Genomic DNA, 22993 nt, shown 5'->3' on the forward strand with positions numbered 1-22993 from the left:
AAGACTTAACATGGCAAAGCTGCTCTATATTGAGGGGGTTTTACCATAAAAAGAATGGAAGGGAGCGAACTACTACGTGATTGTTAAAAAGAAAAATAAGATTCTGACCATCTTCAAGAGAATGCTTCTCGTCATGTTGTCCGCTGTACTCATCTGGATTGGTTTTCATCATGTCATGAAGCTGGTAGAGCAGCATAAGTACCCGGCTATAGGGCAGTATGTACAAATTGAGAATCAACGGATGCATGTTTACACAAAAGGTAACGGACCCAATACCATTGTATTATTTAGCGGTCTGGGAACAGCCTCACCTGTGCTGGATTTTGAGCCTTTAATCAATGAAATGTCCAAACATAACAGAGTTGTCGTCCTAGAGCCATTCGGATATGGCTGGAGTGATAAGACGGATAGGAAAAGAACGGTAGAGCACATCGTTGAGGAACTAAGAAGTGCTTTGAAGCAACTAAATATCAAAGGGCCATATGTATTAATGCCGCATTCTGCTTCCGGAATTTATACCATGTATTATGCTCATGAGTATCCTGAAGAGGTTAAGGCAGTTGTTGGAATAGACGCGACGCTGCCAGCTGCCCTTGCTTATTTTAATGAATCCCCTCCGTCCATCCCGGATTATATGAAATATGCGGAGCCCAGCGGGTTAGCTAGACTCGCTGTAACTTTGGATGGTAGTGATTATCTTCCTCTTGCGAGTGAAGGTGCTTACTCGGACGAGAATTTAGCAATGACCAAAGCCATGACGGCATGGAACAGTTACAACAAAAATATTGTTCAAGAGGCAAGTGAACTGGATGATAATGTGAGAAAAACTGCTCAGATGTCGTTTCCATCAGATATGCCCGTATTGTTTTTTACAAGAGACGATGGCAGGGTGAGTGAGGACGGGAAATCTCATTCTTCTTTCTTACAAACTCAGCTTACCGAACATCCTTCGAGTACAATCTTCCCTTTAAAAGGTCATCATTACCTTCATTGGACTAAATACAAGGAGATGAGCGAAGTTGTCCTGAGATTCATGAAAGATATTGAAGATCAATAGTAAAGTTATATTGCTATGATGGTAAGCCTGTGTCGTCCTTCGTTATTAGACGATTCATGGAGCAGCCCGGTATTTATGGGATATATTCGAATCTTGGCAAGATGAATTGACAAGAACATGAACCCAATGAGAGTCGCTAAAATAGCGGCTTTTTTTGGTTTTATCGATAAGACATTGTCCTGATCAAGGATAACTAAAGAGGTTTACTTACGTAGCTAATAGTAGGAAATAGCAACAGCAAAAGTGTTAAGAGTAAAGGGGACAATATCCCTTTAATCAAAATGTAGTGCTGCCCAACGTGGATTTCTAGTTCTATGTTTTACTTTCGTGACTTGACCTTAGGTCTGCCCTAAGGTATATGCTTAATTTGTTTTCAAGGGACTGGGGGAGGAAAAACCGATGAAAAAGGAAATCACCATTAGCGAGTTAGCAAAATTGATGGGCGTGTCCGTCCATCAAATTCGTTATTTTGAGGAAAAAGGCATATTGTTCCCGTCCTATATCGATGAAAATCAATATCGGATGTATAGCATCAACGAGATGTATCAGCTGGCACATATTTTGCTCCTCCGTAAGGTGGGATTGTCCGTACAAGTCATCCGGGATTGGAACGATGAAGGGACGCCGGACGACATGCAGCGGTTGCTTGTGCAGTCTGTTTCCAAGATGGAAGCCGAGATAGATCGCCTGGACAAGTTAAGCGGTTTTATCTGTAAGGTCTTGGATGAGAATGAGCGCTATGAACAGGAGGCTGATTCCTTCCGAATTACTCAACGAGATCAGCTTGTTCTGTCTTCATGGTTCGAGACAGACATCGAGACGGAACTGGATGCTCGAATGTTGGTCCAGCAGGGGGATACGCTGCCAGCGTTGTTTGAAGCGGACATTCATTACATATATGAGGGAGGAGGCCGCGTACTGCTGTGCACGGAAGTGTACGACATGGAAGGAGACATGGTTTTGCCAGCTGGCGAGTATTTATCGTACCAGTTCTCGATACATGGCGAAGAAGGCTTGGAACAACGCTTCAATCAATTCCAGGCTTTCGCCGATAGCAGCTCTCTTATTTTAACCGGACCACAAATCCTCGTGGAAAAGTCGTACCTGTCTCTGTTCACCCAAGAAAGCATACATTACGAATTGCTAGCGCGAATTGATCGCAAAGGCAGTGATGCTACGAAAGGGGAGGAGAGTCGATGACCACGATTCCCGCCATTCATATGGAGCGAATGAAAGAGGAACACAAAGTCTCAGTCAGCGAACTGCTACAACAAGGATTTTGCAGCAAATTTCAGTTTGGGACAGGGCTAAATAACGCGCAGTTGCAGTGGTTGTTAGAAAGATTTCTTGTGCTGGATGAGCAGCGGGGAGAAGGTGAGCGTATTGTTGCCATACAGGGAGGATCTGTCATCGGCAGCCTGTCACTTCAGTTTCAGGTTCGTTCAGGTGAGCCGCGTCCAAGTACAACAGCAATGGATCTGCTCCGCTTGTGGGAAGGGATTCAAGAAGTTGGATGGGGAAAAGCGTTAGGTTTTGCTGTGCGATTGGCCTGTTTGAGACATCGTCCGGTGAGTGGAGAATTGTATATTGCTGACGTATCTGTCCATGAACGGTTTCGGGGAGCGGGCGTGGGGAGAATGATGCTGGATTGGGGCCTCGGCGAAGCAGCATCAAGGCCGGAAATCCGATATGCAAGCTTGCATGTATCGGGCAGCAACGTTGGAGCCAAACGTCTGTATGAACGGATGGGATTCTGTACGAAGGACGTTCAGCGCAGCCAATTCATGGCGTGGTTATTTGGCGAGCAAGAGTGGAATTACATGATTCATGAAGGGTAGACATACTTGCGTAGAAAGGAATGCAGAGGAGAGATGAAAAAAAAATGGGGAATTTCGCTCCTGATCATCCTGCTGCTGTTGGGAGGAACCGGCGCGTATATTTTACAGCAGAACAGCTTTGATATGGTCCAACAAGCTGTGGAGATGGATACGCCTCAAGGCAAACTGACGGGCGTACTAACGTTACCCGAGAAATATAGCGGCAAGGTTGGTCTAGTGTTGTTCATTCATGGAGACGGCCCAATCGATGCGACACACGATGACGGGTATAAACCGCTCTGGGAGCGGCTTGCTGCGCTTGGTTATGCCTCACTCTCGCTCGACAAGAGGGGCATCGGTGGATCGGAAGGCAACTGGTTAGACCAGAGTATGGATGATCGGGTGGAGGAAGCACAGCAAGCGTTGGCCTGGGCGAGGCAGCAACCAGCAATCGACGTGAATCGCATAGGCGTATGGGGGGCAAGCCAGGCAGGGTGGGTTATTCCTAAACTAGCCGGCAAAGAACAGCTAGCTTTTAGCATTCTCGTTTCTCCGGCAATCAACTGGCTTACGCAGGGAGAATACAATACGCGCAGTCAAATGGCGAAGGAAGGACGGTCTTTCAATGAGATTGAGCAGAAGGTGATCGACGATAACCGAATTAAGGATCTGTTAAAGGCTGGCAGCTCTTATGATGAATATAGGAGCGCTGCGGGTCAAAAACATGCCATGTCCAGGGAACGTTGGACGTTTGTAAGTCAGAACTATACTGCTGATGCTACAAACGATATTGCGAATTTTAGCTCTCCAGTTCTGCTTATCCTCGGTGATCAGGATATTAACGTAGATGTGAAAGAAACAGAGAAGGTTTACAGGGAACATGTATCACCATCCGAATTACTGCGAGTTAAAGTGCTGTCCGACACGGAGCACTCCATGCTCTCCACCTCGACAGCCGATTCGCCGACGCGTGCATTATTAATCAGCCTGTTTGCGCCGAGAAGCATTACTGCGAAGGGTTACATGGATGAAATTACGGATTTTTTGCAAAATGTTCAACCAATTCAAGAGATACAGCCTTAAAGTGAAAAGTTATAGCGTATGGATACCGGGAGAGTAAGACATGGAACTGGAGGTGCGGAGCGGGAGGATAGTCGGCCTAAATTTGCAAAAGCCATTGCCATCTTAGGTATGGATCATGGTCAACGATAAGCTGTACTCTGCAGTAAAAAACAAGTCTCTAGAACGTGGCGTAATGATGGCTATAGTGGTGAATTGAGGAATGAGAGAAAAGGACATAGAGTTGAAACTAATTCATATGTATATGATATTTTTTATATTATTTTAAGGTTTTATTTTCTAAATACTTTATATTTAATATGGAAAAGACCGAAGGGGGATTATAAATTTAATGGATAATAACAAGCCGTCGCCAGACAATGAAGAAGAAATGAAAGATTCTTTGACAGAAGAGCAGGAAACACAGCAAGAAACAACTTTGGAACCGGAAATGCTAAAAGAGGAGAATCAACAAAATTCATTAGAGACTCATCCACAGGCGGCTAAAGGGAAAAGCAGTGTGGTCTGGATGGTAATCTCGGGAATACTTGCTGCTGCACTTATCATTGTAATCGTATATCCACCATTTGGTGGGGGCAGGGAGTCTGTGGCTTCGGTCAATGGGACTGACATTTCAAAGGACGAGCTATACAATGAATTGGTATCTCTTGGTGGCGAGAGTACATTAAACAGCATGATTACTATGAAATTAATAGACCAAGAGGCAGCAAAGGCTAACGTGTCTGTTACTGAAGAAGATGTGAATGCCGAGATTGAATCGCTAAAAACCCAATATGGCGGTGAAGAAGGACTTAACACAGCGCTTTCTCAATCAGGTATGACAATGGATTCGCTCAAGAAAAATACGGAAGTACAAGTGAAAATCCGTAAAATACTAGAGCCGAAAACGACAGTAAAAGATGAGGATATCAGTGCTTACTATGAGCAGAACAAAGCGACGTTCGCAACTCCGGAGCAGGTAAGAGCATCCCATATCCTTGTGGCAACGAAAAAAGAAGCTGATGAGATCAAAAAACAATTGGATGAAGGGGCAGACTTTGCAGCCCTGGCAACAGAAAAATCCACAGATACAGCTTCTGCAGCGAATGGCGGGGATCTTGGATTTTTCGGAGAAGGTGAAATGGTAGAACCATTTGAGAAAGCCGCTTTCTCCATGCAGATCGATGAAATTAGTGACCCGGTTCAATCGGATTTTGGTTATCACATTATCAAGAAGACCGATTATAAAAAAGCAGCAGATCCAACACTGGAAGATAAAAAGGAAGATATTCGTAAAATACTGGTGGAGCAACAAGTTGGTGAACTCAGCACCAATTGGATGACGGATTTGCGTTCAAATGCTACCATTACCAACACACTTGAGCCAGCAAAAGAAAATACAGGTGCTGCAGATTCCAAAGATTCCGCTCAGAATACAGAATCCAGTACAAGCGAATAATAGTAACGATGGTGGAATAAAAACAAGTAAGCAGCTGGAAAATTTGGATTGCAAGGTTTAAATTTTTCAGCTGTTTTTTTACAAATTGATAATTGTCGTGGACAAGAATATTGTCTCATTGAAGTCGCTATTTTAGCGGCTTTTTTTATTTTATCGGAACAAGAACTTGTTATAAAATAGACAACCCCGGCTGAGAGGCAGGAATCGGCACATGGCACATTAGACAACTTTCTCTGCACCAACGTCACTCAACCTTACAAGAGTGTAAGGCAATGTCATCTAGATCAATGGTTTCAACCTGGCTGCTTCTCTATACTAATCCATGGTTAGGATTATTTTTGAGGGGGAGTTGGCGTGAGATTTTTTGAAATGCTGCTATTCTTATCAAGTACTTGTTTGTTGGCACTCCTGTTCATGTTCAATCAACGGATCCGAAGATCAGCTTTGCTCCTGACAAGCGGAGCAGGCTCCATTTTTTTAGTGATACATTTGCTTGTCGAAGGATATAGGGTTCAGCTTTTATTTTTATACGGATACACAGTCCTAATGCTTTTGCTTTCGCTTATAGACGTGTTCATAACAACGAAAGTCATTCGAACTGCCTCGCGAATCCGTAGGGTTTTGGGCCGACTTCTTAGCGTGATTGGGCTAATCGCAACGGGCTGCTTCCTCTATGTGTTTCCTGTATTCGACTTTCCATCGCCAACCGGTGAGTTGAAGGTAGGCACGCAAGTCTTTCATTTCATCGATCCAAGCCGGGAGGAGACATTTGGCAAAACCGCGACAGGCAAGAGGGAATTGATGGTTCAGGTATGGTATCCGGCTCAAGCTGGCACCGGCAAGTACGCTCCCTTTATTCCCGATACCCGGATTTTACGTTATATGGCCGCAGACTATGGCCTTCCCGGGTTTACTTTTCAGCACCTGAAGTACGTATCCAGTCATTCTTATTCGGGGGCTGAAGTTTCTTCGGCACAGACTTCATACCCGCTGATCCTTGCGAATCCCGGCTTCAGCTCTTCCAGGTTTCTCCACACATTGCAAGCCGAAAATCTCGCGAGTCACGGATATATTGTGGCCGTGATTGACCACACCTACAATACATTTGCAACCGAGTTTCCAGACGGTCGAATCACAACCAGCGCAACCAACGATTTATTTTCGCCAGATCAGGATTATCGGACGGGAAGAGAAATTCGCGACAAGCTGGGAAAAGTTTTAACCGATGATGTAACGTTTGCGCTGGACCAATTGGAGCTCATCCAATCGGGGCAGATTCCAAGTCATCTGACAGGGAGGATGGATCTTGGACATGTCGGGGTGTTCGGTCATTCCATTGGTGGAGCGACGGCTTACGATGTTTCTTATGACCCGCGAATCGTGGTTGGAATAGACCTTGATGGAGGGCTTTATCGTCTGCGTGACAGAGAGGAACTGCAAAAGCCGTTTTTGTTCATCAACTCGGAAAGCTATTTCGAAAAGTTAAAAATGGTGATGGATAACCGGATCTACACGGATGCAGAGCTTAAACGTATGGGCTCAACAAGAGAGTGGGAGGATCAAGTAACGGAAGATAAAAAGTTGGAGCTTGAACGGATGCGCAAAACAGTCGGCAAAGGGGGGCAAGTACTCTATATCGATAATATGGAGCATTTGAATTTTGCAGACGTACAGTTCGTTTCTCCGATCTTCAGCTTGCTGGGCATTACAGGAAAGATTACGCCTGAAAGAGCCAACTCCGTTATCAATGCCTATATGCTGGATTTCTTCGATAAATATCTCAAAAATCAAATTGGACTCTTAATGAAAGGACCGGATAGCCGCTTTCCAGAGGTGAAGTTCGTAACCCCGCTATTATAAAAGACGGAACAGGATGCTGAATTTAAATATGCTCCTCATCAAGTAGACAGGTTATTTCTTATTGGATGAACCACACGAATCCATAGCAAATTCATAAACAAAAAGAATAGATATTGCTTCTAATAAGTCGCATGATGCGGCTTTTTTTGGAATCTTTGTTAAACCGGAGCTTAAACGCCCCGGTTTTATTGTATACCAAGAAGTTTTAAGGATGTTTTACAAGGTGATAGCCTTCCTAATCCGTCATATTCTAAGGATGCTCAGTCAGACTGGACAAAGGAACGGTCATTTCCTGCTCCGAGTTTCCGATCGGATAGATTCGAGCCGTCTCATCTTCATTGACATGCTGGATAAAGATAGGGGCATCCTGGTAAGTTACATTTTTCATAATGGCTGATTCCGAAATTTCAATCGCTCTTTGTTTGTTCATGAGAATTCTCCTTATTCTGAACGCTTGTTCAATTGATCAGGATGACGGTGGGTGGCTTTTTTTATTTCTTGGTCGAGTTTCGATTGTCCTTGAATTTCTGCCGCAGCCTCCATCTGATTATTCAGCTGATGTTCGATTTGTCCGATTCCATGAGCTTCTTGTTGTTGTTGGCTCTTAGCCAAAAGATATCCCTCCATGTTGTGATTTCTTTATAAACTCTGCATCACTACATTGCACCAAACAATAAGAGCTTATGCATCGTTTTTCCTGTACTCAGATTTAATTGCCATGGTGTTACATTTGATGCGAGAAAATTGGACTGTTTACAGAAAGAGTAAGCCGATTGGAAAGTAGGTGTAAATAGTGACCTATTTCGGTTGGATGGTGTAGAGATAAAAACGATTATTTGCTTTTTCAACTTGATCTACATTTTGGGGATTCATGCCAACCTGACATCAAGATCAGTTCAAGTGTCCGTTACGTCTTGTTTAGTTTTTCATAACTTATAGAGTTGGCAGATTTGGATGAAGATAGAATTTAAGAGGAGGCGGAAACATGAGTAGAAAAGTTGTGATTGAGATTAACTTCAACAACTACGGTTTCGACCCGCAGCGTCTGACGAAGGTATGGTTGGAGCGGAGAATGGACATTTTTCGCAGGTATACCCTGAACTGTCTCAAGGCACAGACGAATCAGGATTTCCTGACCGTAGTGAAGCTCTCGAAGGAATCAGGAGAGTTGATGCAGGAAATTTTGGCAGAGCAGGAACCATTGCCGGCAAATATCCGTTTTGGTACGCATATCGAGAGCGTTCGCGCCATACTTGCATTTGCAGAAGGACATGAAGACATCTATATTGCCAGACTTGATTCGGATGACCTATACCACAGAACGTTTGTTCAACAGCTTTATAGCGTGGAGCCGAAGCCAGACACGATGGCACTTATCAATCAGAACGGTTATTTGTGGGACAGCGTTAATAATGAGATGGCACCGACGTTCCACCGTTCACCGCAGTTTTATGTGTATCTGTATAAAACGGAGCAATACGCCTCAGGATACCGCGTCAAGTTACCTGGCAGAGGTACTCATGGGAATGTCATCGATCTACCACATGAGCTGCTTTCTCCACGCAATTATATCAATGTCGTTCATTCCAGCAATACCTCGGTAAAAAAGGTTCCACTTAAAGACCGGCTGAGCGAAAGCGAAATTGATCAGGTATTACGGGAATTCATGATCTGACAAGAGCAAGGCTGATACACAAATACGTTGAAAAAGATTAGTCACCCAACTTGAAAAGAAAGAGAGAGCGGAATATCCGCTCTCTCTTTTCACGATTCACCTACGTGGTTAGCAAGCCTTGTCCGAATATGTTTCCATATTTCCAAGCAATTTGTCCAGTGCAGTTCTACTAGAAATTCATATACTATTCACATCCTACATCATCCCTAAACATCTAAGGAGGGCTAAGCGCGTGTCTATGGAAAAAAAACTCATTGTAGAAATGCTTTTTAATAATTGGGGAGCGACAGCGGATCGACTAACCAAGAGCTGGATAGAATACCGAATAGATTTATTCATGAAATATGCATTGAAGAGCCTGCTCCTTCAATCTTCTCAGGATTTTACCTGTTACGTGCTGTATGATCCGAAGTCAGAGAAGCTTATACAGGAGATGCTAAAAAAGTATCCTCCCCTGCCTTCAAATATCTGTTTTGCAACACCTAAAGAATACCAGTCTCATCTAATCCAAGATATTCAAGAGTTCAAGTATTTGTACCGCGTTTATCTGTCCAGTGACGATATGTATCACCAAGATTTTATCAAAAGGCTGCACGCCTATAAACCTCAAAAAGACACGGTTGCCTTGGTACCGCAATACGGTTACATCTACGACTCGGTACAAAAGCGACTGGGAAAATTTTTTTTCTGGCTTCCAAGCTACGGTGTCACAATTACCAATGTGGATGAGTATTTGAGAGGACAAGCGGCCCGGTATAGCTGGCGCGATGCATATAAGGTTCCCAGGGAATTCATTCATATTAAAGAACCAATCTGGATTAATCATATTCATGGACAGAACACAGGAACAACTTTTGACAACGTACTGACCTGGAAAATAGCAAATGTTCATGATGCTTGTACCTTGGAGCCTTGGAACAACAGTAAACAGCCTAAAGCTGCTTTCGGTCCTGAGATAACAGAGCCAAATGAAATCGAACAGATCCTGAACCGCTTCTTCTAACTGTGTGCTCCTTTACCAACTGTCATCAATAACGTGATAAGTTCTAAACGTTGCGAAGTCGCCTGAATGGCGACTTTTTTTGAGTTGGAATTGGTATTTAGTGAAGAGTTCAAAAACCGGAGGCCTCTTCTTGGATAAGAAAACGAGAATGCGGATTGATAAATTTTCAGAGATCCATTATTATGAAAGCGTTATCTGTAGGTATTGATTTGTACAATCCGGTCACTTGACCAACTTATTAAATCTTGAGGTGAGCAGAATGAAATACAGAAGATTGGGCATGACCGAACTGGATGTATCCGTCGTAGGCGTAGGCACGTGGCAGTTTGGTGGTGACTGGGGCAAGGATTATACACAGAAAGAAGTCGATGACATTCTCTACCGGGCCAAAGAATTGGGCATTAATTTGATTGATACGGCCGAATGCTACGGACCTCACCATATGTCAGAGAGCTTTATCGGCGATTTTATGTCCCGGGATCGGCGTGAGGATTGGGTGATTGCAACCAAGTTCGGTCACCAGTGGCATGAACATTGGACAAATGCCTGGAGCGTGGATCAGATTCGCGTTCAATTGGAAGAATCCCTGAAAGCCCTAAAAACGGATTATGTCGATTTGTATCAGTTCCATTCCGGATCGGATGAGGCGTTCGATAACGACGAGCTGTGGACTATGCTGGACAAGCAGGTGCAGGCCGGTAAAATTCGCAATCTTGGTATATCAATCGGAAGCAATGATAATCTGCATCAGACGAGCAAGGCTACGGAGTTGAACGCAAAGGCAATTCAGGTTGTATATAACCGTCTGGACCAGAAGCCGGAAGAGAGGGTATTCCCATCATGTCTGGAGCAGGATCTAGGTGTGTTGGCAAGAGTCCCGCTGGCCAGCGGTTACCTGAGTGGCAAATACAAGCCGGGCGTGGTATTCAATGACAATGTCAGAAAAGGACGCGAGCGGGAAGAGATAGATGAGAAGCTGAAGCTTGTGAGTGAAATTCAGAAGGAAGAAGTTCCGGAAGGTGTCGACATGGCATCGTGGGCCCTTGCCTGGTGTCTGAAGCATCCAGCTGTTAGCTGCGTCATTCCGGGATGCAAAAGTCCGGAGCAGGTTGAAGCGAACGCCCGGGCGGCAGATCTGGAGCTGTAAGGACCTTCTTAGGCCTAAGTTAGAACAACAAGATAGCCATAGCAATTTGATGTGAAATCAAAGAGTTATATTTCCAATTCTTTATTATGATTTTGAACGGTTTAGATGACCTAATAGTAAGTTGTAGCCCTTAAATAGGACACCTTTAAGCTAAGACCGTTTCCCGATACTTTATCGGAAACGGTCGTTTAAGATGGAATGTTTTTTTATCTAATTTTGAATACCCCCTTGTTTTACATATTATTCCACTATAATACCGTATATTGGGATTTACATGCTGTGTCATTGAAGTGAAAAGATCCGCCACAAATAAACTATAATCTATCAGGTTTTAGCCCAAAGAATAATATAGTAAGATTTACAAATAAAGCTAAATAATTTGCATTTAATGCAATTTGAGAGGAAGTGGTGAGTAAACTTCTATTGGCTGCTGAAAAAGTTACATTTTTGAACGCGCTTTCATTTCGTGCAATAAGTTGAGGAGGGTGAAGATATTGAAATTGAAATTAAAAAAATCAGTTCATATTTTACTGGCCTGTTTAACGGCTCTGCCTCTGATGTTAACTTCGACACACGTGTCAGCAGCTAGTGATGCCAACATTAATTTGGCCTCCGAAAAACAGCTCATCAAGGGCTTTGGGGGAATTAACCATCCAGCCTGGATCGGCGACTTGACGGCAGCTCAACGTGAAACGGCCTTTGGCAACGGACAGAATCAGCTTGGTTTTTCCATTCTGAGAATCTATGTCGACGAAAATAGAAATAACTGGTACAGAGAGGTTGCTACCGCGAAAAGAGCGATTGAACAGGGCGCCCTTGTATTCGCTTCACCGTGGAATCCTCCGAGTGACATGGTTGAAACCTTTAATCACAATGGGGATCCAAACGCCAAAAGACTGAAATACGACAAATATGCCGCGTACGCGCAGCATCTGAACGACTTCGTAACTTATATGAAAAACAATGGTGTAGACCTGTATGCCATCTCGGTACAAAATGAGCCGGATTATGCCCATGACTGGACCTGGTGGACACCACAGGAGATCCTTCGTTTCATGAAAGAGAATGCTGGCTCCATTCAAAATACCAAGGTCATGGCACCAGAATCGTTCCAGTATTTGAAAAACATATCTGACCCGATTCTGAATGATCCTCAGGCACTCGCCAACATGGACATTCTGGGAGCACATACGTATGGAACCCAGTTCAAAGATTTTGCATACCCGCTCTTTAAGCAAAAAGGAGCCGGCAAAGAACTCTGGATGACTGAAGTTTACTACCCGAACAGTGATAACAACTCGGCGGACCGCTGGCCAGAGGCATTGGACGTATCCTACCATATGCACAACGCCATGGTTGAAGGGGATTTCCAGGCATATGTATGGTGGTACATTCGGAGACAATACGGCCCGATGAATGAGGACGGCACCATTAGCAAACGCGGATATAATATGGCTCATTTCTCCAAATTTGTACGGCCAGGTTATCGCAGAGTAGATGCAACCAAAAATCCAGATACCAACACTTTCGTTTCGGCCTACAAAGGTGATAACAAAGTGGTCATTGTGGCGATTAATCGCGGCACATCAGCTGCAAGCCAAAAATTCGTTCTGCAGAGCGGTAACGCCTCCATCGTATCCTCATGGGTTACGGATAGCAGCCGAAACCTGGCAAGTGGAACACCGATTACAGTGTCAGGAGGAGCCTTTACGGCACAGCTTCCTGCCCAGAGCGTAACCACGTTCGTAGCCAATATCACCGGCAGCAGTGGCGGTAGTCCAGGAACTGGAACCTCATACGAGGCAGAGACCGATACCACACTTACCGATGCTGTCATTGAAACAATCTATCCAGGATATACAGGCTCCGGATACGTTAACTTCAACGCCTTGACAAATTCGACCATTCAATGGAATGCCATCAATAATGCTATAACTGGAACCAAAAACGTAAAGTTTCGATATGCGCTGGAAAGCGGAACGCGTAACCTCGACATATTCGTCAACGGAACCAAAGTCATCAGCAACGAACCTTTCCCGGAAACCGGAAGCTGGTCGACTTGGAGTGAAAAAACAATTCAGGTCCCCATGAACACGGGAAGCAATACCATTAAAGTGGTAACAGCCGGCACAGAAGGGCCGAATGTGGATAACATTACGGTTACAGCAGCGCAATAAGCGAGCCAATTTCTTATGTAAAATAATAAATAGCCAAGCCCCCGTTCTGCACTTGATACGCTAGCTGGTATCCTGGGATGGGGGTTACTCATTTTTTAAAGGAGAATAACGAAATGTTCAAAAATCACATATAGCAAGTGTAATTTGTATATTGATACCTGCTGTTGGTCTTTTATTGCGATCTCAGGAGGTTTGCACACTTTGAAAAAGATGATCTGATAATCACTAGGACGCGCAGGTTCCGGACCAGGGGCATTCTTTTTTGTTCAAATAGTCAGAATGATTTAAGCATTCGTGGAAACAATACTCAGAAATACGTGCATGTTTACAGTACAGAGAAATGCTGGGCAAGAAAGTGGTCCAAAATTCTTTATAACGTTCTCTGAGTTGGAAAAATGGGCATGACTCTTACATATAAAAAACTAAAAAAATACTTTGGGGAATGTAGTGCCGATTGTGATCAATATGATCACAGTCGTTATGGTTATTGGAAGTCTGTCCATCGAGGGCATGAAAATCCGCACGTGCCTAACGCTGGATCTGATGCGAAGTTTCGAAATTTAGGGGTTGATCTTAAACGAAGTTGAAACCCTTCTGCTGATCAGCATTATCCGTAAGAAGGGAGGGAAGCACGTTTGAATCGAACCATTCGAATCGGTCTGCTGCTGCCCGGATTGCTGCTGCTGCTGTTTACCGCTGGGTGTTGGAGCAGCAAGGAGATTGAGGACCTTAGTGTATATGTTGGACTTGGAATTGATGTGGAGAATGAAACACCATTTGAAAAAAGTGTTAATCAACAGGGAGGACACTACCCTAAAGAAAACAATATTACGGCCACGGTACAAATAGTGCCTCGAGGAACAGCTAAAGAACAGTCCGGACCGGGATCACCAGGAGCAGGGAAATCTTATTTTAACGAACAATTAACAGGGGATTCCCTGATTCAAATTTTTCGCCAATTTTCACTGAGAAGAGATCGACCGCTGATCGGTCATCATCTTAAAGTCATCGTCGTCTCGGCCGAGGTGTCCAGAAAATACAGTTTGGATCAGCTGCTTGATTTTGTGCTGCGGGATAACGACATTCGGCCAAGCTGTCTGGTCCTGGTCAGTCACCGGGAAGCACTGGAAGCACTGTCGTCCAAAGAACCTGGTGAAATTCCATCATTCTATCTTACAGGTCTGTTTGACAATGAAAATCGAACGAACAAAATAATCCCTGCCATGTCGCTTGCCAAATTGGATGCTACAATGCAGTCCGGATCAAGCTATTTATTGCAGAACGTGATTTCATATGAAGGAGAACATAAATTTTCTGGAGCAGGCATCTATAGTGGAAAGACCAATCGGTGGATTGGCAGTCTAAGCCAAACCGATTTAGAAGGGTTAGCCTGGATTCAAGGCGAGGCACCAGGAGGCCTAACCAAAGCGTACCGAGAAAAATCGGGGAGCACCATCACGTATGAAATAAGACACTCCAAGAGCAAAATCATCCCCACGGTCAAAGGGGATGACATTTCCTTTCATGTTCAGGTGGAATCGGATGGCTGGTTTATGGAAGACTGGACTTCACCGGAGGAAAAAGGCACGGAAAAGTATTTGGCTGAATTGGAAAACGAGTTTAGCGACCAGGCTGAACAACAGATTCAGCAGCTATTGTACAAAATGCAGCATGTGTATAAGGTAGACGTTGGAGGATTTGGAGACCGGCTTCGCATTAAATACCCCAAAGTATGGAAAAAGGTTAAACCGGATTGGGATAAAGTGTTTAGTGAAATCCCGATTACCTATGATATAAAAATCAAAATTACGAATCAGGGTTCGTCGACAGAGTAGGGAGGGAGCCGACAACCTTGATCCATTAATCGGTGTCGCAAATACATGTCAACCCTAAATAATTTTTAAATCAAAAAAGCGAGCCAAGTTTTTTCAACTTCGCTCGCTTTTTGCTTCTTATTCTGAAGAGCCTGAAGGTTTAAAATTTTTCCATATAGAGCTTGACGGATTACTAGCAAGCAGCGAGTGAGGCTATTCATAATAAATAGCCTCGTAAGGAAACTCTAACTTATTCATGCGATATTCTTTGGGCGACATGGACATATATTGCCGAAAAACTTTGCCGAAATAGCTGGGACTCTCAAAGCCGCATTGTTGGCCAATTTGGGAAATCGGAAGTTCCGTTGTGCGGAGTAGTCGGATTGCAACCTCAATCCGTCTGTCTTTGAGATAGGCTAGCGGTGATGTTTTCTCCGATTTCTGAAATAACCTGCACAAGTAGTGTTTATTGATATCGCAATGGCTGGCCAGCAAATCCAGCGTCAATGGGGAAGCATAATTCTCTCGAATGAACTTTTTACATTTCTCGATCGTTGTGATTGAAAGGACACCGATATCCCTCTCCGCATCCCGACTCGTCTGCACCAAGATAAGCAACCACTGATAGACTTGCATGGACAAGCGATACTTGTCCGTTACTTTCTCTTGATGAATCAGATGGATGATTTGCCATAACTCTTGGATCAAGGGAGAATCCGCGTTTCGTAGAATGACGTGCCCCTCATTATCATGGATTATATCCCAAATTCGGCTCGCTTCATCCCCACGAATGTTTATCCAAATAAATTCCCAGGGTTCGTTATTCTCTTGCTTATAGTAATAGCAATGTTCTCCGGAGATTTTAACGAGTAGTGCATGTCCCTTCGGTAAAGGGATTGTTTGATTTTCAATATCCAGATAACCCTTACCATTAAGCGTGTATTGAAAAACAACGTGCCCCGGGTCCGGTCTATTATCACTTGGACAGCGATATTCCTCGCTTGAGACGATCTGCCATCCAATAGAGTCTAACGTCATGATTGATGTATCGTCATTACGAAAAGCATAAGAGACCGTATGAACCATACTTTCATCCCCTGCCTAAAAAAGTCAATTATATTATATAATACGTCACATTTTTTAGATTGTCTGCCTTTTTTTACACCTGTAAGATAATTGTAAGCGGTAACATAGAAAGGGGGGTGACTGTAGTTTGTGTTCCTTTGGATAAGTGAAAACATGTTTCAAGCAACAAAGGAATCGTGCTTCAAATTTACAGCGAACGGCAAACAACAAGTAGGGCAGATTTTGAATAAAAATGAATTTTTAGATAAGGAGGAGTTAATCCAATGGATCGTAGAACTGTTTCCATCCAGAAATCGATGTTTGTATCTTTATTAGCACTCCTTATGGTTATTTCACTGGCCATACCTCCGGCGCCGGTGCGTGCAGAGTCATCAGGCAGCCTGCCGGGGCGCCAAGCGGAATATCTTAACCGGGGTCTGGTTGCGGTTCTTGTAGACAACGGCGTTTTTTTAAGCTGGAGGTATTTAAATAATGATCCTGATGAGATCGCTTTCAATATATATAAAAACGGAACCAAAGTAAACGCATCTCCCATAAGCGATGTGACAAATTATGTGGACACAACTGGCTTCGACAGCTCGCAGTATCAGATCTCCACTGTCATTGCGGGCAAGGAGCAAATGCAGCCGGAAGTGGTATCGGTCTGGCATAACGATTATCTGCCTATTCCGCTGGATAAACCGGCCGACGGTCGGACCAAAGACGGTGGAACCTATTCCTATTATGCTGGCGACGCTTCCGTAGCGGACTTGGACGGTGATGGCGAATATGAGATCGTCTTCATGTGGAGTCCGAGCAATTCCAAGGACAATTCGCAGGCCGGTTATACCGGCAATGTCTATATCGATGCCATCAAACTGGACGGCACGAAGCTGTGGCGGATTGACCTGGGCGTTAACATCCGCGCCGGAGCACATTATACACAGTTAATGGTATACGACCTGGATGGCAACGGAAAAGCCGAAATCGTTGTTAAGACGGCGGATGGCACGAAAGACGGCCAAGGCACGGTCATTGGCGACGGGGCGAAAGATTACCGCAACGAGAGCGGATACATACTGACAGGGCCGGAATATCTCACGCTGTTTGACGGTGAAACCGGCGCGGCTGTATCCACCGTGGATTATGATCCACCAAGAGGCAACGTTAGCGAATGGGGTGACGGCTACGGCAACCGTGTAGACCGGTTCCTTGGAGCGATTGCTTATCTGGATGGCACGAAGCCAAGTGTCGTGATGAGCCGCGGTTATTATACCCGCACCGTGCTTGCTGCTTATGATTATGTTGGCGGGGAACTGGTGAAGCGTTGGGTGTTCGACACGAACGAAGCAGGAACACAATATCAATCGCAGGGCAACCATAATCTAAGTGTGCTGGATGCCGACAATGACGGCAAGGACGAGATCATGTTTGGCGCCTTGGCTATAGACGACGACGGCAGCTTGATGTACAGCACCGGACTTGGCCACGGCGACGCCATGCATGCCGGCCAGCTCGATCCGAACCGGGATGGCTACCAGGTGGTAAGTGTGCACGAGCATTCGGATGCGGCATACGGACTGGAGATGCGCGATGCTGCTACAGGTGAAATTATATGGGGGGAGAAAACAGGTTTCGACACCGGTCGCGGGATGTCGGCGGACATTGATCCGAACTATCCGGGCTACGAATCATGGGCCACGGCCGTTACCAACGGGCAAAGTGTACCTGTAACCAATACCTATTCGGCTGCCGGAGAGGCTATCTACACTGTGGACGAAGGGCCCAAAACCGCCAATTTCGCCATCTGGTGGGATGGAGATCTTCAGCGGGAGCTGTTTGACCATGAGTGGGATAATAGCACAGCCAGAGGAATTCCGCTCATCTATAAGTGGGATTACGAAAACAAAAAGCTGAATGAAATCTTCCGTGCGACCGGTACGTTAACGAACAACCATACCAAAGGGAATCCTGCACTTCAGGCGGACATTCTGGGTGACTGGCGTGAGGAGCTTCTGCTGCGGAGCGAAGATAGTTCGGAGTATCGTCTCTACACGACGACAATTCCTTCAGACTATCGCATCCCTACGCTGATGCAGGACCCAGTGTATCGACTTGGCGCAGCGTGGCAAAATGTAGCCTACAACCAGCCGCCACATACGGGCTTTTATCTTGGAGCAGAAGCTACGGAATTTCCCAAAGCCGATCTGGCTCTGACGCGTGAAGCAGAAATGCCGGAGCCGGTCTACCGCTTTAATTTCGGTACAGAAACTGCGTCGGGAAGTACGAACATACAGGATACACTCTACGCACAAGATCCGGGATACGGCTTCTTGGATACGGACGGTATTGCGGTAGGGGCAAACCTGGTTTCGGTCGACACAGGCACAACATTTGCCGTTGACCTGCCAAATGCAAATTATAAGGTAACCCTGCGACTAGGTAGCGATGCGCATGATTCGAACGTGGGTATTAAATCCGAATTCGTCCAAAAGCTCGCTGTAACCAATGTGAAAGCCGGAGCACCGCTGGAGTATTCCTATGACATTGCATTGGTGGATGGACAGCTCGATTTCCTCTTCACCGGCACAGCCATAGACATTCAGAATATTATTATCGAGAAATATCCGGAGAAAGAAGCCGGTATGGCAACGACAATCTATATGGCCGGCGATTCAACCATGCAATCTTACAGTGAAATGCAGGCTCCTCAAGAAGGATGGGGCCAGCAGTTCGGACGTTATTTCTCAAATGGTGCAGTGATCGTGAACGATGCGATCGGCGGCCGAAGCAGCAAATCCTTTATGGTAGACGGCCGTCTGGATACGATCCTGCAGCGAATCAAGCCGGGGGACTTTTTCTTCATTTCCTTCGGTCATAACGACGCCAGTGCAGGGATACCGGACCGGTATGCATCACCTGAGGACTATAAGATCTACTTAGCTCGCTATGTAAACGGTGCCAAACAGCGCGGCGCTACACCGGTATTGCTCACTCCGGTTGGACGCAGAGATTTCAATACGGTGACTCAGGAATTCAACGTCAGCTTCCCGGCATACGTGCAGGCTGCCAAAGAAGTTGCTGAGGAGCAGGACGTGCCGCTGATTGATCTCAGCAAGTTAAGTATTGCGTACTACGACAAAATTGGTAATACAGCTGCGGAGAAAGTATTCCTGTATGCTAATCCGGGTGAATATCCGAAATACCCGAATGGTATCAACGATAATACCCATTTCAGCAGCTATGGTGCGCAGAAAATTGCCGGACTCGTTGCAGGAGCGGTCAAAGATATGGATCTGAGCATTTCTCATCTGGTCATCGACCCTGATATATCCGAACCCGAGCCGGAGCCGGAAGTCCAGCTCTATGAGGAGGATTTTGAAGGCGACGCTGCTGATTACCAGTATGCGATGGTTAATGCCACTGGTATTGGAGGAACGATGACTGGAACGGTGGTTGAGCAGTCAGGAAATAAGGTGCTGTCCGTCACGGGGTCTGGATCAGGCAATCGGGCCAAAGTATTCCGTCTGTTCGATGCCGTAAACGGCGATCAGGTGAACGTGAACTTTGACTGGCAATCCGGTAATGTGAGTGCCTATCCGTCAGAAGGTCATCTCACGGTTCAGGATTCTAATGAAAATGCCCTGTTCACGCTGTATACGAAAACCGGAAGCACAAAAATTCATTATTTTGTCGGTGCATATAATCCGGATTACGGCACAGGGGATACAGCGATACCGGAAGGTGGAACGGCTACAGAGATTACCAAGAACCAGTGGGTGAATGTGGATGCAACCATTAATTTTGCCGAGAAAACGCTGAATCTGACATTAACGAATCTGGCGGATCCAACAGCAACACAAACGATCAAAGATATCCGGCTTAGTTCCGGAGTATATGCGGACAACGTCAGAGCCATGAGGTTCCTGGGGACGAGAAAAGGCGGTGGAGGCACACTGAACTGGACTACCCAAATCGACAACGTGCGGATTGAAGGCACGCAGCTTCCTTCGGAGGGTGGCGATCAAACGGCCTTGATTGATCTGTACGATGAGATCAAAGCACTGGAACTGTCGGAATATACAGAAGCATCAAAAGCCGTGGTGAACCGGGCTTTGGCAGCTGCGGAAGCCATAATCAATACCGAAGCCACCCAGGCTCAAATTGACCATGCGTTTAACATGTTAACTGTCGCGAAGGATTCATTGACAAGTGAACCAGGCGAAGAGATTAATGAATATAAATTCGATTTTGGTTCTGGCAGTGCTGCCGAAGGATACATCAAGGTAGATGCCAACAGAGCGTACATCGAAGGCAATGGGTATGGCTTTGCAGATACTTCAATGACCCATGATGAGAACCGGGAAACCGGAGATGCGCTTACGGAGGATTTCACACGGGTAAACGGCACTTCATTCCTGGTGGAAATGGAGCCAGCCAATTACAGGGTAACGATGAGCATCGGGGATGCGGAGGAATCGACCAGCGCGAATGTCGTTGTAGAGCAGATGACGAAGCTGCCGCTCACAACCATTGCCAATGGCGAATTCAAAGAAATTACGTATGATATTGCCCTGATTGATGGGGTCTTTAACTTCAACTTCACCGGAAATGCACCGAAGATCAATGCGCTGAAACTGGAGCGTCTGCCAAATCACAGTGCAAGCGATAAACCTGTTATTTATTTGGCCAGCGATTCCACCGTGGCCAATTATGCGGAGAACTATCGTCCGCAAGCAGGCTGGGGCGAAACATTGGGCGGATATTTTGATCCAAATGAAGTCAGCATTGATAACCGGGCAATAGGAGGATTGAGCAGCAAAACCTTCCTGGTCGGCGGATATCTTAATGATATTTTGCTCGACATTCATGAAGGTGATTATCTGTTCATGCAGTGGTCCCATAACGATTCCACACCGTCCCGTCCGGAGCGATATCTTACGCCCGAGCAGTTTAAGGTATATTTGAAAGAGTACATCGAAGGTGCTCAGCAAAGAGGGGCAATTCCGGTTCTGGTCACGCCTGTGAACCGACGTGATTTTACCGGGGATATCCTGAACAAGAGCTTCCCGGAATACGTACAGGCGATGAAAGAAACGGCTCAGGAAACGGAAACACTCATCATCGATCTGAACCAGGCCAGTTGGGAGTATTTCCAGGAGCTTGGCACTGAAGGAACCAAATCGATATTCATGTGGGTAGGCACAACGGAAGACAATACACATTTACAGATGAACGGTGCAATCAAGGTATCTGAACTCGTGGCTCGTCTCGTGAAGGAATTAAATATACCGCTGTCAGCCTTTGTCACCCTGGAAGGCGAATCACCGGATCAGGAAGCCCCGCATACCAAGGCAACTGTGGAAGGAGAATCGAAGGACGGCTGGTATACTTCTCCAGTACAAGTAACCTTTACAGCAAGCGATGATGATTCGGAAATTGAAGGGACCTATTATCAAATCAATGGTGGTGAAACGCTGAGTGGCACACAGTTGACCCTGGGTGAAGAGGGTACACACACCATCACTTACTGGAGCGTCGATGTTGATGGTAACCAAGAGAGTGAACAGTCGTTGTCCATATCCATTGATCTCGTTCCTCCAATCATTGAAATTCATGGTGAAACAGAATACACCATTGATCAGCACGTGGAAATCGGCTATACAGCCTCCGATACGGTATCCGGTGTGGCAGAACCGACGGGAGTGGTTCTGAACACTCCAGCGTATACACTGGAACCCGGCCTGAATCAGGTTACGGCAACCGTCTCCGATTTGGCTGGCAGGGAACAGACGGTAGAATACAGTTTCGGGATTATTGCTACGTTCGACAGCCTGATCAATCTGACCAATACCTTTGCAAATGAATCGATAGATCCTAATGCCGGTGTTCTTGCTGATCAGCTTGCGAACACGTTACAGCAGGCCAAACAGGCAGCAAACGATCATGAAGGAGCAAAAGCGCGTCAACTGCTTGCATCCTACGGGAATGACATTCAAGCCGCCAGAGGAACGGTATTTACGGATGAGCAGGCAAGTGTGCTGCTTAAGTGGGAAGAATGGCTCAAGGAGGCAACTCCACTAGCAATCGGAGCCCCTGGCACTCCGGTGTTATCTGACAATAACGGTTACGACACAGGGCTGAAAGACGGTGACTACACTGTCACGATGAATTTGTGGTGGGGCAATAACGGCAATCAGTTCAAACTGTATGAGAATGGTGAATTGATCAAGGAAATTGCTCTGGTCGATCAATCACCATCCGCCCAGTCTGTTAAAGTTGATATTACTGGAAAGAAAAATGGCACCTATATTTATACCGGGGAATTGATTAATGCACTGGGTACGACCATGAGTGTTCCGCTGACAGTCATCGTTACAGATGCTTCCCCGGGGCAAGTCGTTCTGTCGAACGACAACTGGGACGGTGACGGCAACTTTAATATCACCATGAATCTCTGGTGGGGAACGAACGCAACCGAATACGAACTTTACGAAAATGGTGTTTTGATCGACACACAATCGCTGCCATCACATACGCCTAGTGCACAGTCTGCGGTTACCGCACTCTCTGGAAGGGTACCTGGAATCTATGAGTATGAAGCTGTACTTCGTAATTCTTCAGGGGAAACCAGATCTACCAAATTAAGTGTGACGGTACGAGAGTAAGAAGAAATGTTTGAGGCATTCTCCTTGACAATAAGTGATTAGAACTGAAGTAAGGTACGCATATACAAAGTGCTATTCCTCATCATTTTGAGGAGTAGCACTTTTGTTTATGTTGAGAAATTGTAACGGTACATGTTATGTCCTAAGCTGAGGACAAAAGCATTGAATCATCGATTAAGCTAACGGGCAGTT

At 45.5% G+C, this 22993-nt stretch carries 15 protein-coding genes; 12 read left to right on the top strand and 3 right to left on the bottom strand.

Features of this window, described 5'->3' with window-relative positions:
- Window positions 1-76 precede the first annotated feature (76 nt).
- The 6 genes from AB3N00_RS02100 to AB3N00_RS02125 all read left to right on the top strand — a co-directional run bounded on the left by AB3N00_RS02100 (window position 77) and on the right by AB3N00_RS02125 (window position 7252).
- Window positions 77-1057, top strand: a complete 981-nt coding sequence (locus tag AB3N00_RS02100) for an alpha/beta fold hydrolase (RefSeq protein WP_413033077.1) — start codon at window positions 77-79, stop codon at window positions 1055-1057.
- Window positions 1058-1456: 399 nt separating this feature from the next.
- Window positions 1457-2257, top strand: coding sequence for a MerR family transcriptional regulator (locus AB3N00_RS02105; protein WP_413033078.1), 801 nt, complete (start codon window positions 1457-1459; stop codon window positions 2255-2257).
- On the top strand, window positions 2254-2895 hold the full coding sequence (locus AB3N00_RS02110) for a GNAT family N-acetyltransferase (protein ID WP_413033079.1): 642 nt from the start codon (window positions 2254-2256) through the stop codon (window positions 2893-2895). Before AB3N00_RS02105 ends, AB3N00_RS02110 begins: the two co-directional genes overlap by 4 nt.
- A gap of 33 nt (window positions 2896-2928) precedes the next feature.
- A complete protein-coding gene (locus AB3N00_RS02115) occupies window positions 2929-3957 on the top strand; it encodes an alpha/beta hydrolase family protein (protein WP_413033080.1) in 1029 nt (342 codons plus the stop codon).
- Between the two features lie 328 nt (window positions 3958-4285).
- Complete coding sequence (locus tag AB3N00_RS02120) at window positions 4286-5392, top strand: peptidylprolyl isomerase (protein WP_413033081.1); 1107 nt, start codon at window positions 4286-4288, stop codon at window positions 5390-5392.
- A gap of 354 nt (window positions 5393-5746) precedes the next feature.
- A complete protein-coding gene (locus tag AB3N00_RS02125) occupies window positions 5747-7252 on the top strand; it encodes an alpha/beta hydrolase family protein (RefSeq protein ID WP_413033082.1) in 1506 nt (501 codons plus the stop codon).
- Between the two features lie 250 nt (window positions 7253-7502).
- On the opposite strand, the gene AB3N00_RS02130 is transcribed toward AB3N00_RS02125, so the two are convergent.
- Together AB3N00_RS02130 and AB3N00_RS02135 are read right to left on the bottom strand one after the other, a co-directional pair.
- Window positions 7503-7682 carry an H-type small acid-soluble spore protein gene (locus AB3N00_RS02130; RefSeq protein WP_175398772.1) on the bottom strand — a complete coding sequence of 60 codons (180 nt, stop codon included), beginning with the start codon at window positions 7680-7682 and terminating at the stop codon, window positions 7503-7505.
- Between the two features lie 11 nt (window positions 7683-7693).
- Window positions 7694-7864: a hypothetical protein gene (locus AB3N00_RS02135; protein WP_413033083.1), complete on the bottom strand. Its 171-nt coding sequence runs from the start codon at window positions 7862-7864 to the stop codon at window positions 7694-7696.
- A gap of 373 nt (window positions 7865-8237) precedes the next feature.
- Between AB3N00_RS02135 and AB3N00_RS02140 the strand changes: the two genes are divergently transcribed.
- The 5 genes from AB3N00_RS02140 (at window position 8238) to AB3N00_RS02160 (ending at window position 15089) form a co-directional block, all read left to right on the top strand.
- Window positions 8238-8927 (top strand): glycosyltransferase, encoded by a 690-nt coding sequence (locus tag AB3N00_RS02140; RefSeq protein ID WP_413033084.1) that lies wholly within the window; start codon window positions 8238-8240, stop codon window positions 8925-8927.
- A gap of 238 nt (window positions 8928-9165) precedes the next feature.
- Window positions 9166-9930 (top strand): glycosyltransferase, encoded by a 765-nt coding sequence (locus tag AB3N00_RS02145; RefSeq protein WP_413035170.1) that lies wholly within the window; start codon window positions 9166-9168, stop codon window positions 9928-9930.
- Window positions 9931-10189: 259 nt separating this feature from the next.
- Window positions 10190-11077, top strand: a complete 888-nt coding sequence (locus AB3N00_RS02150; protein WP_413033085.1) for an aldo/keto reductase — start codon at window positions 10190-10192, stop codon at window positions 11075-11077.
- A gap of 494 nt (window positions 11078-11571) precedes the next feature.
- Complete coding sequence (locus AB3N00_RS02155) at window positions 11572-13254, top strand: carbohydrate-binding protein (RefSeq protein ID WP_413033086.1); 1683 nt, start codon at window positions 11572-11574, stop codon at window positions 13252-13254.
- A 635-nt stretch (window positions 13255-13889) separates the two neighbouring features.
- The gene (locus AB3N00_RS02160) at window positions 13890-15089 is read left to right on the top strand and encodes a Ger(x)C family spore germination protein (protein WP_413033087.1); all 1200 of its coding nucleotides are present in this window, start codon (window positions 13890-13892) and stop codon (window positions 15087-15089) included.
- A gap of 192 nt (window positions 15090-15281) precedes the next feature.
- Here the strand turns inward: AB3N00_RS02160 and AB3N00_RS02165 are convergent, their stop codons facing one another.
- On the bottom strand, window positions 15282-16154 hold the full coding sequence (locus AB3N00_RS02165; protein ID WP_413033088.1) for an AraC family transcriptional regulator: 873 nt from the start codon (window positions 16152-16154) through the stop codon (window positions 15282-15284).
- 263 nt (window positions 16155-16417) lie between these two features.
- On the opposite strand from AB3N00_RS02165, the gene AB3N00_RS02170 reads away from it, so the two are divergent.
- Complete coding sequence (locus tag AB3N00_RS02170) at window positions 16418-22801, top strand: GDSL-type esterase/lipase family protein (RefSeq protein ID WP_413033089.1); 6384 nt, start codon at window positions 16418-16420, stop codon at window positions 22799-22801.
- Window positions 22802-22993: the final 192 nt, after the last annotated feature.

The sequence above is a fragment of the Paenibacillus xylanilyticus genome (assembly GCF_047246825.1).
Lineage (GTDB): Bacteria > Bacillota > Bacilli > Paenibacillales > Paenibacillaceae > Paenibacillus > Paenibacillus xylanilyticus_B.

Bases quoted from the DNA above. Each gene is read 5' to 3' on its own strand.
- AB3N00_RS02130 (WP_175398772.1), bottom strand. From the start codon at position 7,682: ATGAACAAACAAAGAGCGATTGAAATTTCGGAATCAGCCATTATGAAA.
- AB3N00_RS02165 (WP_413033088.1), bottom strand. From the start codon at position 16,154: ATGGTTCATACGGTCTCTTATGCTTTTCGTAATGACGATACATCAATC.
- AB3N00_RS02150 (WP_413033085.1), top strand. From the start codon at position 10,190: ATGAAATACAGAAGATTGGGCATGACCGAACTGGATGTATCCGTCGTA.
- AB3N00_RS02120 (WP_413033081.1), top strand. From the start codon at position 4,286: ATGGATAATAACAAGCCGTCGCCAGACAATGAAGAAGAAATGAAAGAT.
- AB3N00_RS02110 (WP_413033079.1), top strand. From the start codon at position 2,254: ATGACCACGATTCCCGCCATTCATATGGAGCGAATGAAAGAGGAACAC.
- AB3N00_RS02145 (WP_413035170.1), top strand. From the start codon at position 9,166: ATGGAAAAAAAACTCATTGTAGAAATGCTTTTTAATAATTGGGGAGCG.
- AB3N00_RS02105 (WP_413033078.1), top strand. From the start codon at position 1,457: ATGAAAAAGGAAATCACCATTAGCGAGTTAGCAAAATTGATGGGCGTG.
- AB3N00_RS02115 (WP_413033080.1), top strand. From the start codon at position 2,929: ATGAAAAAAAAATGGGGAATTTCGCTCCTGATCATCCTGCTGCTGTTG.
- AB3N00_RS02170 (WP_413033089.1), top strand. From the start codon at position 16,418: ATGGATCGTAGAACTGTTTCCATCCAGAAATCGATGTTTGTATCTTTA.
- AB3N00_RS02140 (WP_413033084.1), top strand. From the start codon at position 8,238: ATGAGTAGAAAAGTTGTGATTGAGATTAACTTCAACAACTACGGTTTC.